Below are 13868 nucleotides of genomic sequence, written 5' to 3' on the forward strand. Positions count from 1 at the left end.
GGCCCCTCGACGACGTCGCGGCGGGACGGCACCTGATGAAATGCGCCCGAGGACACCGGTGGCGCCGACCTACTGAGGATTGAGTCTTGACTGACCAGTTGCGACTGATGGCCGTGCACGCCCACCCCGACGACGAGTCGAGCAAGGGCGCGGCCACCATGGCGAAGTACGTGTCCGAGGGGGTGGACGTGCTGGTCGTGACCTGCACGGGCGGGGAGCGCGGCTCCATCCTCAACCCGAAGCTTCAGGGGGACGCGTACATCGAGGAGCACATCCACGAGGTACGCAAGAAGGAGATGGACGAGGCCCGCGAGATCCTCGGCGTGCGGCAGGAATGGCTCGGCTTCGTGGACTCCGGTCTGCCCGAGGGCGACCCGCTGCCGCCGCTGCCCGAGGGCTGCTTCGCCCTGGAGGACGTGGACAAGGCGGCCGGCGAGCTGGTGAGGCAGATCCGCTCCTTCCGTCCCCAGGTGATCACCACCTACGACGAGAACGGCGGCTACCCGCACCCCGACCACATCATGACGCACAAGATCTCGATGGTGGCGTTCGAGGGCGCGGCGGACACCGAGAAGTTCCCCGAGTCCGAGTACGGCCAGGCCCACCAGCCGCAGAAGCTCTACTACAACCAGGGCTTCAACCGCCCCCGCACCGAGGCGCTGCACAACGCGCTGATCGCGCGCGGCCTGGAGTCGCCGTACGGGGACTGGCTCAAGCGCTGGGACGACTCCCCGATGCGCGACCGCACGCTGACCACGCATGTTCCGTGCGCGGAGTTCTACGAGATCCGCGACAAGGCCCTGATCGCGCACGCCACGCAGATCGACCCCGACGGCGGCTGGTTCAAGGTCCCGCTGGACCTCCAGAAGGAGGTCTGGCCGACGGAGGAGTACGAGCTCGCGAAGTCCCTCGTCGATACCTCCCTCCCCGAGGACGACCTCTTTGCGGGCATCCGCGACAATGCCTGACATGAGCGCAAGCGCAAGCCTGGCAATGACGCACCTCGCGACCCTCGCCCAGGAGGTCGACGAGGACAAGGTCACCCCCGGCGTCCTCGGCTTCATCGTCTTCGCGGCGATGGCCCTGGCGGTGTGGGTCCTGATGAAGTCCATGAGCAAGCACATGGGCAAGGTCGACTTCAAGGAGACCCCGGACGAGGGGGCCTCCGAGGAGGGCACCACCACGGGCGCCTCCGGCAAGGCCTCACCCGCGAAGGGCTGACGACAGAGCCCCCGCCACGCCACATGTCGGGCCAGGTTGTTGGACGACTGCGGGCCGGTGGGGGCTGGTCGCGCAGTTCCCCGCGCCCCTGAAAGCACGTCGTGCCCGCAGTCGCCGACGGCGGGGAGGCGACGGGCCAGGTTGTCGGACGACTGTCGGCCGGTGGGGGCTGGCCGCGCAGTTCCCCGCGCCCCTTAAAAGCAGTGGGTCAACGCCACGTAAGTCACAACGCACCTGCAGGCCGCCGACGGCGTGAAGGGGACGGGGTGGGGGGTGTCCGCCCGCAGCGGCCGGCGTCCGGAACCGAGTACTGCTCAAGGAACCGAGCCGCCGGACCGAGGACGGACACCCCCCACCCCGGCCCCGACCCACCCACCGAACCGCAGGCGCATTAAAGGGGCGCGGGGAACTGCGCAAAACGCCCGCCCCCACCGAATCCGCGGGGGCTCAGTGGGCCGGCGCCACCGCCACCCCCATCACCTCCCGGGCGTGCCGGTTCGGCACCATTCCCAGTCGCCAGGCCTGCCAGCCGGCCTCCAGGTTGACGCCGCGTTCCAGCAGCAGCCCGTACGCCCCCACGTAGTCGTCCAGCTTGTCGTCCCGTGCCCCGTGCCCCCGGCGTCCCAGCTCCGCCAGCTCCTCCTGGGCGACCGCCGCGCCGATCTCCACGCCGCCCGGCGCCGCATACGGCAGCAGGGTGCAGCGCAGGAAGCGGGCCCAGTCCTCGCCCCGCTGGTCGCCATAGGAGGCGAAGAGGGCCGCCGCCTCGTCGCACAGGGACAGGGCCTGGGGGGTACGGCCGTTTCCGGCGTCGACCACCGCCAGTTCGAGGCAGGTCCAGGCCTCGCCGTGGGCGACGCCGATGCGCTGGAAGTCGGCGCGGGCGTCGACCAGCAACTGCCTGGCGAAGCCCGAGTTGCGCAACGAGCCGGTCTGCGCTGCGCGTTGGTCGCGGGTGGCGCGGGCCGAGTGGTGGCGGGCGCAGGCCAGGCCGTAGACGTCGCGCATGCGGGAGAACATCGTGCGCGAACGCTCCAGTTCCCGGACCGCCAGGTCGAGGTTGCCCGTCTCCTCCAGCGCCTGGCCCAGGTAGTAGACCGTCCAGGCCTCGCCTCGCGCGTCCTCGTTGTCGCGGTGGCGGGAGGCCGCCTGGCGCAGACCGTCGACCGCCGGCGACGGGTCACCGGCCACCAGGCGGGCTCTGGCCAGCTGGGTGAGCGCCCAGGCCTCGCCGCGGGCGTCGCGGGTGCGGCCGTACAGGTCGAGGGCGGTTCGCAGTTCCTTCTCCGCGCGCGGTACGTCTCCCATGCGCAGGCCCAGTTGGCCGAGCTGGAAGTGGGCCCAGGCCTCGCCGTGCACGGATTCGCCGGCCCGGTGCAGGACCAGGGAGCGGGTGAGGAGGTCGAGGGACTCGGCGACGCGGCCGCGGTCGCGTTCGACCGCCGCGAGGGCGTGCATGGTCCAGGCCCGGTCCGTGGCCAGTTCGGGTGGCGACTGGAGGTCCAGGGCCTCCTGGAGTCGCGCCGCCGCCTCCGTCAACTGCCCTTGGTGGTGCAGGGTGATCCCCAGGGAGCACAGGGCGCGAGCGGCGCCCGCGTCATGGTGGGCCTCCATGTAGAGGTCGACCACCGAGGTCAGGGTGGTGCGGGCCTTGTCCAGCTCGCCGAGCTGGCGGGCGGCGATGCCCGTGCGCCACTGCACCGAGCGGACCAGCAGCCCCTGGTCCACCGCCTGCGCCAACTCGCTGATCTCGCCCAGGCGGTAGAGGTCGCCCCGCAGGAGGCAGTAGTCGCACAGCGCGCCCAGCAGGTTCAGGACCGCCCCCTGGTTGACGCCCTCCGCGTGTCTGAGCGCCGCCGTGATGAAACTCGACTCGTCGTCCAGCCAGCGCAGCGCCTCGTCGAGGGAGGTGAAGCCGTGCGGGCTGAAACGGTCCGAGCGGGTCGACATGTTGCCGTCGACCAGCCGCAGCACGGAGTCGGCGAGATCGGCGTAGTTGACGATGAGACGTTCCTGCGCGGCCGTACGCTCGGCCGGCTCCTCCTCGTCCAGCAGCCTGGCCTGGGCGAACGCACGGACCACGTCGTGGACGCGGTAACGGCTGCCGCGGACGTGGTCGATGAGGCCCGCGCGGGCGAGTGCGACCAGATGCCGGGTCGCCTCCGTCTCGTCGGTGGCCAGCAGCGCGGCCGCGGCGGCGGCACCGAGCGAGGCCCGGCCGGCCAGCGCGAGGCGGCGCAGCAGCCGGCGGGCCGGCTCCGACTGGTCGGTGTAGCGCAGCCACAGCGCACGTTCGACGGGTTCCACCGGGCCGTACGCGCCGAGGTCCGTGGCCAGTTGGCGCGGCGAGCGGGCGCCCAGTGAGGAGCCCGCTATGCGCAGGGCGAGCGGGAGTCCGCCGCACAACTCCCTGATGAGGTCGGCGGACTGGGCGTCGTAGGGGCCGGTGCCGGACTGTGCGGACGCGTCCAGGAGCTCCTCGGCGCCCGCCGCGTCCAGGGCGTCGACCGGGAGTTCGTGCACCTGGGCGGCGAGGTCCGGCGGCAGGGCCAGCGGCTCGCGGGCGGTGACCAGGACCAGGCTGTCGGAGCGCTCGGGGACCAGGACACGGACCTGCTCGGCGTCGGAGGCGTCGTCCAGCACGATCGTCACCGGAAGGCCTCTGAGATGCTGGTGGTACAGCTCGCTCAACCGCTTGACCTGCTGGTCCGGCGACGAACGCTCGCGGAACAGCAGTTGCTCGCGCGGGGCGCCGAGCCGGTTCAGCAGATGCAGCAGCGCCTCGCGGGTGGACAGCGGGGACTCCTCCGGACTGCCGCCGCGCAGATCCACCACGCAGGCGCCGCGGAAGTAGTCCTTCAGGTCGTGTGCCGCGCGGACCGCGAGCGCGGTGCGGCCGCTGCCGGGCGGGCCGTGCAGGACGACCACCGTGGGATGGGTCTCGGTGGTCGCGCGCGAGGCCTGCACCCACTGCCGGATGCGGCCCATCTCGGTGCGACGGTCCGCGAACTTGCTGATCGGCGCCGGGAGTTGGTTGAACGACTGCTCCAGCACGCTCCTTCCGCGGGCCGCGGCGCTCTTGTCGGTGCCGCGCAGCCGCGGGCCCGGTTTCTTCGGACCGGTGGACGCGCTGAGCACCCGCTGCTGGTCGAGGAAGGGCCGGATGCCCCGTACCTCCAGGGCCGTCAGCCACTGGAGCCGCAGCTGTTCCGGGCCGCCGGGCTGGCCGATCGCGCCCGCCCTGTGGTGTGCGGCGGGGAGGTGCGAGCCGGCCACCTTCACGACTGTCGTCGCCGCGCCCACGACTCCCACGGCCACGCCCGCGCCCAGTGCGGTGCCGGTGCCGGTGCCGAGTGCCAGGTCGGCGACGGCGGCCGCCACCGCGGCGACCGCCGCCACCAGCAGGGGAGTTCCGGACGCCTCCTTCGAGTACCGCTGCCCGAAGGTGAGTTGACCGGCCTGTGTCTCGTCGAGGGCACGTGTGTACGCCTCGTACTCCGTGGCGGCCGTCTGTGCCATCGCGTCCAGCGATCCACGGGCCCGGGACAGCAGTACGGCGCCGTCGACACGCCTGCCCGACCGCCGCACCTCCTCCTCCACGGCTCTGGCCAACAGCCGTTCGGCTTCCGCCCGATGGCTGTCCCGCATGTGACTTCCCCCTCCGGCGGCAACGGCTTTCTTGGTCAAGTGTGCGGCTGACGGGGCATCGGGGCGAGAGGGCGGGGGTGCCGCGTCGTCGTGAAGGGTTGGTGAATCGGGGCTGTGGGCCGTCTGTGTGGCTATCGTGATCACAGACATCACGGGGAAAGACGGGGAACACATGACTGCGGACAACACTGCGCCGACGGACTCGCCGCAGGGCCCTCACCAGCAGCCGCGCTGGGCCTGGTGGGTCGTCGGGATCGTCGTGCCGGTCGTGGGAATCCTCATCACGGTGCTGCTGAACGGCTCGGGTTCGTCGAACGACGACAAGGGCGACGAGGGTGCCGGCGTGGCCGGGAGCGTACGGTCGGGGCCCACCGCGTCCGCGCCCACCACCCCGACGTCGTCCGACTCCGTGGGGGAGCAGCCCGCGAAGAGCGCGCCGGCCGGCCGGGTGCGGTTCGGCCCGGCCGTCGTGGAGGCCGACACCACGAACTCGGGGTCGTACATCGAACTCGACTCGCCCCGGCCGATCGTGTCGGGCACGGAGATCAAGGGCGGCGACATCATCTTCGGGGCGTCCATCGGCGACCCGAACCTCTTCGTGCCCCGTTCCGTCTCCAACCTGGCCCCGCTGCCCGCCTCGGGGGCCGCGCCGAGTGCCGAGGAGTGTGCCGCGAGCGTCGATCGCAACGGCACCTACACGGCGAACGTGAAGCGCGGCAACCGTTTCTGCCTGCTGACGGACGAGGGCCGGGTCGCCTACCTCCGCGTCGTCACGGCACCGAGCAGCGGCACGGGAAAGCTCGACGTCACGGTGTGGGAGACGCCTGACGCCTGACTCCGGGGTACTGCGGCAGGATGGACCCCATGCCGAACCGACTGGCTCACGAGACGTCCCCCTACCTCCTCCAGCACGCGGACAACCCCGTCGACTGGTGGCCCTGGTCGGCCGAGGCCTTCGAGGAGGCGCGGAAGGCGAACAAACCCGTCCTGCTGAGCGTCGGATATTCGAGCTGCCACTGGTGTCACGTCATGGCCCACGAATCCTTCGAGGACGAGGCCACCGCCGACTTCCTCAACGAACACTTCGTCAGCGTCAAGGTCGACCGCGAGGAACGCCCCGACGTCGACGCCGTCTACATGGAGGCCGTGCAGGCCGCCACCGGGCAGGGCGGCTGGCCCATGACCGTGTTCCTCACCCCGGACGCCGAACCCTTCTACTTCGGCACCTACTTCCCGCCCGCCCCCCGTCAGGGCATGCCCTCCTTCCGGCAGGTCCTGGAGGGGGTGCGCACTGCCTGGACCGACCGGCGGGACGAGGTCGCCGAGGTCGCCGGGAAGATCGTGCGGGATCTCGCCGGACGGGAGATCTCCTACGGCGACTCGCAGGCGCCCGGTGAGGAACAGCTCGCCGCGGCCCTGCTCGGGCTGACCAGGGAGTACGACCCGCAGCGCGGCGGATTCGGCGGGGCGCCGAAGTTCCCGCCGTCCATGGTGGTCGAGTTCCTGCTCAGGCATCACGCCCGCACCGGCGCCGAGGGCGCCCTCCAGATGGCCCGGGACACCTGCGAGCGCATGGCCCGCGGCGGTATCCACGACCAGCTCGGCGGCGGCTTCGCCCGCTACTCCGTGGACCGCGACTGGATCGTGCCGCACTTCGAGAAGATGCTGTACGACAACGCCCTTCTGTGCCGCACCTTTGCCCACCTCTGGCGTGCCACAGGCTCCGACCTCGCCCGCCGGGTCGCGCTCGACACCGCCGACTTCATGGTGCGTGAACTGCGCACCAACGAGGGCGGGTTCGCCTCCGCGCTGGACGCCGACAGCGACGACGGGAGCGGGAAGCACGTCGAGGGCGCCTACTACGTGTGGACGCCTGAGCAGTTGCGCGAGGTGCTCGGGGAACAGGACGCCGACCTCGCCGCCCAGTACTTCGGCGTCACCGAGGAGGGCACGTTCGAGCACGGGCAGTCCGTCCTGCAACTTCCGCAGCTGGACACGGTGTTCGAGGCCGAGAAGGTCGAGTCGATCCGGCGGCGGCTCCTCGACGCGCGCGCGGAACGCCCCGCTCCCGGCCGGGACGACAAGGTCGTCGCCGCGTGGAACGGCCTCGCGATCGCCGCGCTCGCCGAGACCGGCGCGTACTTCGACCGGCCCGACCTGGTGGAGGCCGCGATCGGCGCAGCCGACCTTCTCGTACGGCTGCATCTGGACGAGCACGCCCGTCTCTCCCGTACGAGCAAGGACGGTCAAGTCGGTGCGAACGCCGGGGTGCTGGAGGACTACGCCGATGTCGCCGAGGGCTTCCTCGCGCTCGCGTCGGTCACCGGGGAGGGGGTCTGGCTCGACTTCGCCGGGTTCCTGCTCGACCATGTGCTGTCCCGGTTCACCGACGAGGCGGGGACGCTGTACGACACCGCCTCGGACGCCGAGCAGTTGATCCGGCGGCCGCAGGATCCCACCGACAACGCGGTGCCCTCCGGGTGGACCGCGGCGGCGGGGGCGCTGTTGTCGTACGCCGCGCAGACCGGGTCCGAGCCGCATCGTGCCGCTGCCGAGAAGGCACTGGGGGTGGTCAAGGCGCTCGGGCCTCGGGTGCCCCGGTTCGTCGGGTGGGGGCTCGCGGTGGCGGAGGCGAACCTGGACGGGCCGAGGGAGGTTGCGGTGGTGGGGCCCTCCTTGACCGACCCCGTGACGAAGGCCTTGCACCGTACGGCACTTCTGGGGACCGCCCCCGGTGCGGTGGTCGCCGTCGGGGCGCCGGACAGTGAGGAGTTCCCGTTGCTGGCCGACCGGGTTCTCGTCAGCGGTGAACCCACGGCGTACGTCTGTCGGCACTTCACGTGTGATGCGCCTACGACCGACGCGGATGCGTTGCGGGTGGCATTGGGGGGTTGAGCGGGTGCGGCCCGGTGGGGGCTGGTCGCGCAGTTCCCCGCGCCCCTAAAGGCGGTTGGTGACGCTCAGTTGGCTGAGAATTCCGTCATGGCGCGCTCCACGATCGCCTCCAGTTGTTCGTGGTGCGCGCCCTTCCAATACGCCCTGCCGCACTCCTCGCACTGGGCGAAGACGTCGTACGACCGCTGCGTGCCGCTCTCCAGACGGTCCGCGACCTGCTCCTTGGTGGCCTCCCGCAGCGGGCCGTTGCAGGCGGTGCAGCGGGTCCAGGGTTTCAACGCGGGGCGGAAGCGGTCCAGGACGTCACGGAGTTGGTCCTCGGGGCTGGTGCTGTAGACGAAGGCGCCCGCCCACAGTTCCCTGCGGTGCAGCAGACCGCGGTCGCGGCTGAGCATGACCCGTTTCTCGGTCGCGGAGCGGGTGGCGAGCGCCGGGTCGCCGATGTCCGTCGACTCGTAGGCCGTGTCCACGCCGAGCAGGCGCAGGCGGCGGGCGAGGGTGCCGAGGTGGACGTCGAGGAGGAAACGCAGGGGAGCGCCGGGGACCTGCTGGGGGCGCTCGACGGCCCGTACGGTCACGCGGTCGCCCGCTGCGGGGACGTACGACACCGGTACCTCGCGGCCGTTGACCACGAGTGCCCCCACCTCCGTGAGGGGGACGCCGGCCGACTCGACGACATGGCCGAGGGAGGCGACCCCGTCGGTGGTGAGGGGGTGGGGCCCCTGGCGTCGGCCGCTCGCGACGAACACGGCCGGACCGGGGGCGAACTCGACGTGGATCTCGGGACCGTTCACCCGGTCAGGATGGCATGGCAGGGGTGGGCGGACTCAGGCCTTTTTCGGGGGCAGGCCGTGTTCCAGGACGTCCAGGGCCCGGTCCACGTGATCGCTCAGTTCGCCTTCGAAGCCGTTCTCCGCCCAGTACATGGAGACCTCCATGAGACCGCCGATGAGGGACATCGTGAAGACCCGCACCTCAAGGCTGTCCGTGGCCAGGCCGGAGCGCTCGGCGATGACCTCGCGGAGCATGCGTGAGGTCTCCGACATGCTCTCGACCATCCTGGCGCGGACGGCGGGTACCTGGACCCCGAGGTGTGCCCGCAGACGGGCCACGTCGACGTCCTCCGCCATGTTCCCCTCCATGGCGATGCGTATCACGTGCCGTAGCGAGTCCATCCATGACTCGTCAGCGGGCCGGTTCCGCAGTTCCTCCAGCATCAGGGGGTCGTACTCGTCGGTGAGCACGATGTCCTCCTTGGTCGGGAAGTAGCGGAAGACGGTCGACGGTGACACCTCGGCACGCTCGGCGATCTGCTCGACGGTCGTGGCGTCGTAGCCCTGTTCCGTGATCAGCGCGTAGGTCGCGGTGCGGATCGCCTCGCGTGTCTTGATCTTCTTGCGCTCGCGAAGGCCCAGTTGGGGGCGGTCGGCGGGGGAGAGGGGGGAGCGTGCGGCCGTCATGGGTTCATTGTCGGGCATCGGCCTCGTCGGCAGCCATGTCCGGTGCGGTGGACGTCCCGGCCGGGCCGGGGGTGCCCGGCAGGAACGCGGCTGCCAGCAGGGCGGCGACGAGGGCGGCGATCCCGCACACCAGCAGGACGAGGCCCATGCCGTGGACGTACGCGCTGTTCGCGGAGGCCAGCAGATCGGCCGAGCCGGTCCGTTCGGCGACGAGGTGCGCGGCGACCACGGACTCCCCCGCGGTGTCGGCGGCCCGCGCGGGCAGCCCGGTGACGTCGACGCGGTCCCGGAACGCGCCGGCGAGCAGGCTGCCGAGCAGGGCGATACCGATCGCGCCGCCGACCTGGCGCATGGTCATGAGGAGTCCGGAGCCGCTGCCGGCGCGGTCGCGGGGCAGGGCGCTCAGGCCGCCGTTCATGGCGGGGATGAGCGAGAGGCCGAAGCCGAAGCCGGTGAGGGCCAGCCACAGCGCGACGAAGCCGTAGCCGGACTCCACCGTCGTACGGCTGCCCAGGAGCCCGGCGAAGGCCAGCACCACCAGGCCCGCGCTCACCGTGGCGCGTGCACCGAACCGGGCGACGAGCCGTGGGGCGAGACGGGAGGCGACCAGCAGTCCGCCCATCATCGGCAGCAGGCGGACGCCGGTGCCCAGGGCGTCGTGGCCGAGGACGGTCTGGAGGAAGGGCGGCAGCACGAACAGGAGGCCGGACAGGACGAAGTTCACCAGGGTCGCGGCGACGGCGTTGAAGAGGAAGCCGCGGTGGGTGAGCAGGGTCATGTCGAGCATGGGGCGCTCGACACGGCGTTCGCGCAGCACCAGCCCGGCGATCAGGAGGACGGCCGCCGTCAGCATGCACAGGACCAGGGGGTCGCCCCAGCCGCGGGCGGGCGCCTCGATGATCCCGTAGACCAGGGCGCCGAGGCCGGTCGCGGTGAGCGCGGTGGAGAGGGCGTCGACCTTGGGGGAGGAGGGGTCGCGGGTCTCGGGGAGGAGGAAGACGCAGGCGGCGATGCCGATCGCGGCCATCGGGACGTTGACCAGGAAGACCGAGCCCCACCAGAAGTGGTTCAGCAGCCAGCCGCCGATGATCGGGCCGAGCGGCAGGCCGAGCGCGGAGGCGGCGGAGACGATGCCGACGGCCTTGGTGCGCTCGTCGGGGGCGAAGAGGGTGGGCAGGACGGAGAGCGCGAGCGGGGTGACGAGGGCGCCGCCGACGCCCATCACCGCGCGTGCGGCGATCACCGCGTTCACGTCGCCGGCCAGCGCGCCGACCAGTGATCCGGCGAGGAAGATGCCGAGCCCGGTGATCAGCATGCGGCGCCGTCCGAACCGGTCGCCGAGCAGGCCGGCGGGGAGCATCAGCGCGGCGAAGACGACGACGTACGCGTCCGCCATCCACTGCTGTGCGCCGGTGCCGGCGTCGAGGTCGGCGGCCATCGTCGGCAGGGCCACGTTGAGGATCGTCAGGTCGAAGCCGAGCGTCAGCATGCTCGCGACGAGGGCGGCCAGGGCCCACCAGCGACGGGGGTCCGGTGTGTTGGTTTCCATGAAATGAGAGTAACTCTCAAAAGCTAGTAACTGTCAATCGATTTTGGCATGCAAAAAGGGCCGCGGCTGCTGGGCTGCGGCCCTCGAACGGCGAGAACGGTCTACGTGTGCTGGTACGCCACCAGCGAGATGCCGATGTAGTGGACGACGAACGCGGCCAGGGTGAGGGAGTGGAACACCTCGTGGAAGCCGAACCAGCGCGGTGACGGGTTCGGCCGCTTCAGGCCGTAGATCACGCCGCCCGCGCTGTAGAGGAGGCCGCCGACGACGACCAGGACGAGGACCGTGACACCGCCCGTGCGCATGAAGTCGGGCAGGAAGAAGACGGCCGCCCAGCCCATGGCGATGTAACAGGGGGTGTAGAGCCAGCGCGGGGCGCCGACCCAGAACACCCGGAAGAGGATCCCGGCGAGCGCCGCGGCCCAGATGCTCCAGAGCAGCCACTGCCCCTTGGCCCCCGGCAGGAGCAGCATGGTCAGCGGGGTGTAGGTGCCGGCGATGATCAGGAAGATGTTGGCGTGATCCAGCCGTCGCAGGACGCCGTCCATGCGGGGGCTCCAGTCGCCCCGGTGGTACAGCGCGCTGACACCGAAGAGCAGACAGGCCGTCAGGGCGAAGATCCCGCAGGCGATGCGTCCTCTGGTGGAGTCGGCGAGGGCGGTGAGGATCAGCCCCGCGACGAGTGCGGCGGGGAACATCCCCAGATGCAGCCAGCCGCGCAGCCTGGGCTTGATCGGCTCGGCGAGCTGCTGGGCGTGCTGCTTGATCTGGTGGGGCAGGGAGGGCGCGTCGGCGTCGTGGGCGGGCGGCGTCATGCCCCGCATCGTACCTACGGAGGCGTAGGTTACGCGTGAGTACGGCTTGGCGAGCGGCTGAGAGTGGCCATCGTCTCACGCGAGATGATCTGTAAAGAGACGGTCAGCCGAACCCTAGGTGCACGCAAATAAACACGCTGTGCCCAAAGAGAGCGTGGCGATCCTCACTCCGCTCATCTGTCATGCCCTCTGGACAGATGGGCGCAACGGTCGGATGATCAAATGAGTGCGGTCGACACCGGATGAGCGCCAAGGTCACCACCAAAAGGCACGAAAAGCATCCGGGTCGCAGCCCCCACGGGGCCTCCAAACAAAAAATCCCTCATCTAGGAGCAATCGTGGCGCGCGACATCGCGGCTCCCCCCGTCATTCCCACCCAGCACAAGGAACTGATCTCGTGGGTGAACGAGATCGCCGAACTGACCCAGCCGGACAGCGTGGTCTGGTGTGACGGATCCGAAGCGGAGTACGAGCGCCTGTGCGGGGAGCTCGTAGCGAACGGCACCTTCAAGAAGCTCGACCCGATCAAGCGCCCCAACTCCTACTACGCGGCCTCCGACCCGACCGACGTCGCGCGCGTCGAGGACCGCACCTTCATCTGCTCCGAGAAGGAGGAGGACGCCGGGCCCACCAACCACTGGAAGGACCCCGGCGAGATGCGGGAGATCTTCGCCGGTGAGAAAGGCGTCTTCCGCGGCTCGATGAAGGGCCGGACGATGTACGTCGTCCCGTTCTGCATGGGCCCCCTCGGCTCGGACCTCTCCGCGATCGGCGTCGAGATCACCGACTCCGCCTACGTCGCGGTCTCCATGCGCACCATGACCCGCATGGGACAGCCCGTCCTCGACGAACTCGGTACCGACGGATTCTTCGTGCGTGCTGTGCACACGCTCGGAGCGCCGCTGGCCGAGGGCGAGGCGGACGTGCCGTGGCCGTGCAACTCCACCAAGTACATCTCGCACTTCCCCGAGAGCCGCGAGATCTGGTCCTACGGCTCCGGCTACGGCGGCAACGCCCTGCTCGGCAAGAAGTGCTACGCCCTGCGCATCGCCTCGGTGATGGCCCGCGACGAGGGCTGGCTCGCCGAGCACATGCTGATCCTCAAGCTCACCCCGCCGCAGGGCGAGTCGAAGTACGTCGCCGCCGCCTTCCCGTCCGCCTGCGGCAAGACCAACCTCGCCATGCTGGAGCCCACCATCTCCGGCTGGACCGTCGAGACGATCGGCGACGACATCGCCTGGATGCGGTTCGGCGAGGACGGACGGCTGTACGCGATCAACCCCGAGGCCGGCTTCTTCGGTGTCGCGCCCGGCACCGGCGAGCACACCAACGCCAACGCGATGAAGACGCTGTGGGGCAACTCCGTCTTCACCAACGTGGCGCTGACGGACGACGGCGACGTCTGGTGGGAGGGGATGACGGAGGAGACTCCGGCGCACCTCACCGACTGGAAGGGCAACGACTGGACGCCCGGCAGCGAGACGCCGGCCGCCCACCCCAACGCCCGCTTCACCACCCCCGCCGCGCAGTGCCCGATCATCGCGCCCGAGTGGGAGGACCCCAAGGGCGTGCCGATCTCGGCGATCCTCTTCGGCGGGCGGCGCGCGAGCGCGGTGCCGCTGGTGACGGAGTCCTTCGACTGGAACCACGGCGTCTTCCTCGGTGCCAACGTGGCCTCCGAGAAGACCGCCGCCGCCGAGGGCAAGGTCGGCGAGCTGCGCCGCGACCCCTTCGCCATGCTGCCGTTCTGCGGCTACAACATGGGCGACTACATGGGGCACTGGGTCGACGTGGCCAAGGGCAGGGACCAGTCGAAGCTGCCGAAGATCTACTACGTCAACTGGTTCCGCAAGAACGACGCGGGCAAGTTCGTCTGGCCCGGCTTCGGCGAGAACAGCCGCGTCCTGAAGTGGATCGTGGAGCGGCTGGAGGGTAAGGCCGAGGGCGTCGAGACGCCGATCGGTGTCCTGCCGACCAAGGACGCCCTCGACACCAAGGGACTCGAACTGGCCGACGCCGACCTGGAGTTCCTGCTCACCGTCGACAAGGAGGTGTGGAGGGACGAGGCCTCCCTGGTCCCCGGCCACCTCAACACCTTCGGCGACCACACGCCCAAGGAGCTGTGGGACGAGTACCACGCGCTGGTGCAGCGCCTGGGCTGACGCCCCCCAAGACGCCGCGGCCGGCTCCGATCGCGCCCTGACCAGCAATATCGTCACGGCCGGCCGCGGTATCAGTACGGCGAGGCCGCACACAACGGCGTGTGCGGTCCTGGGCCTG

The 13868-nt window shown here is 70.6% G+C and carries 10 protein-coding genes; 5 read left to right on the forward strand and 5 right to left on the reverse strand.

Features of this window, described 5'->3' with window-relative positions:
* Nucleotides 1-107 precede the first annotated feature (107 nt).
* Nucleotides 108-968, forward strand: a complete 861-nt coding sequence (gene mca, locus ACZ48Z_RS35985; protein ID WP_468740190.1) for a mycothiol conjugate amidase Mca — start codon at nt 108-110, stop codon at nt 966-968.
* Nucleotides 961-1221: a hypothetical protein gene (locus ACZ48Z_RS35990; protein WP_468740109.1), complete on the forward strand. Its 261-nt coding sequence runs from the start codon at nt 961-963 to the stop codon at nt 1219-1221. The genes mca and ACZ48Z_RS35990 overlap by 8 nt, the downstream gene beginning before the upstream one ends.
* Nucleotides 1222-1668: 447 nt before the next feature.
* Here the strand turns inward: ACZ48Z_RS35990 and ACZ48Z_RS35995 are convergent, their stop codons facing one another.
* A complete protein-coding gene (locus ACZ48Z_RS35995) occupies nt 1669-4869 on the reverse strand; it encodes a tetratricopeptide repeat protein (RefSeq protein WP_468740110.1) in 3201 nt (1066 codons plus the stop codon).
* Between the two features lie 172 nt (nt 4870-5041).
* Between ACZ48Z_RS35995 and ACZ48Z_RS36000 the strand changes: the two genes are divergently transcribed.
* On the forward strand, nt 5042-5704 hold the full coding sequence (locus tag ACZ48Z_RS36000; protein ID WP_468740111.1) for a hypothetical protein: 663 nt from the start codon (nt 5042-5044) through the stop codon (nt 5702-5704).
* A gap of 29 nt (nt 5705-5733) precedes the next feature.
* Nucleotides 5734-7764 (forward strand): thioredoxin domain-containing protein, encoded by a 2031-nt coding sequence (locus ACZ48Z_RS36005; protein WP_468740112.1) that lies wholly within the window; start codon nt 5734-5736, stop codon nt 7762-7764.
* Nucleotides 7765-7829: 65 nt separating this feature from the next.
* Here the strand turns inward: ACZ48Z_RS36005 and ACZ48Z_RS36010 are convergent, their stop codons facing one another.
* The 4 genes from ACZ48Z_RS36010 to trhA all read right to left on the reverse strand — a co-directional run bounded on the left by ACZ48Z_RS36010 (nt 7830) and on the right by trhA (nt 11588).
* A complete protein-coding gene (locus ACZ48Z_RS36010; protein WP_468740113.1) occupies nt 7830-8558 on the reverse strand; it encodes a Mut7-C RNAse domain-containing protein in 729 nt (242 codons plus the stop codon).
* A gap of 33 nt (nt 8559-8591) precedes the next feature.
* Nucleotides 8592-9224, reverse strand: a complete 633-nt coding sequence (locus ACZ48Z_RS36015; RefSeq protein ID WP_468740114.1) for a TetR/AcrR family transcriptional regulator — start codon at nt 9222-9224, stop codon at nt 8592-8594.
* A 4-nt stretch (nt 9225-9228) separates the two neighbouring features.
* Nucleotides 9229-10773, reverse strand: coding sequence for a DHA2 family efflux MFS transporter permease subunit (locus tag ACZ48Z_RS36020; protein WP_468740115.1), 1545 nt, complete (start codon nt 10771-10773; stop codon nt 9229-9231).
* Between the two features lie 101 nt (nt 10774-10874).
* Complete coding sequence (trhA, locus tag ACZ48Z_RS36025) at nt 10875-11588, reverse strand: PAQR family membrane homeostasis protein TrhA (RefSeq protein ID WP_468740116.1); 714 nt, start codon at nt 11586-11588, stop codon at nt 10875-10877.
* 338 nt (nt 11589-11926) lie between these two features.
* Here trhA and ACZ48Z_RS36030 point away from each other — a divergent pair, with 338 nt between their 5' ends.
* Entirely contained in the window at nt 11927-13750 is a 1824-nt protein-coding gene (locus ACZ48Z_RS36030) for a phosphoenolpyruvate carboxykinase (GTP) (protein WP_468740117.1), read from the forward strand.
* Nucleotides 13751-13868: the final 118 nt, after the last annotated feature.

The organism is Streptomyces sp. NPDC031225 (assembly GCF_055570355.1).

Coding starts and splice junctions, on each gene's coding strand:
- mca (WP_468740190.1), top strand. CDS start 108: ATGGCCGTGCACGCCCACCCCGACGACGAGTCGAGCAAGGGCGCGGCC.
- ACZ48Z_RS36020 (WP_468740115.1), bottom strand. CDS start 10,773: ATGGAAACCAACACACCGGACCCCCGTCGCTGGTGGGCCCTGGCCGCC.
- ACZ48Z_RS36000 (WP_468740111.1), top strand. CDS start 5,042: ATGACTGCGGACAACACTGCGCCGACGGACTCGCCGCAGGGCCCTCAC.
- ACZ48Z_RS35990 (WP_468740109.1), top strand. CDS start 961: ATGCCTGACATGAGCGCAAGCGCAAGCCTGGCAATGACGCACCTCGCG.
- ACZ48Z_RS36005 (WP_468740112.1), top strand. CDS start 5,734: ATGCCGAACCGACTGGCTCACGAGACGTCCCCCTACCTCCTCCAGCAC.
- ACZ48Z_RS35995 (WP_468740110.1), bottom strand. CDS start 4,869: ATGCGGGACAGCCATCGGGCGGAAGCCGAACGGCTGTTGGCCAGAGCC.
- trhA (WP_468740116.1), bottom strand. CDS start 11,588: ATGACGCCGCCCGCCCACGACGCCGACGCGCCCTCCCTGCCCCACCAG.
- ACZ48Z_RS36015 (WP_468740114.1), bottom strand. CDS start 9,224: ATGACGGCCGCACGCTCCCCCCTCTCCCCCGCCGACCGCCCCCAACTG.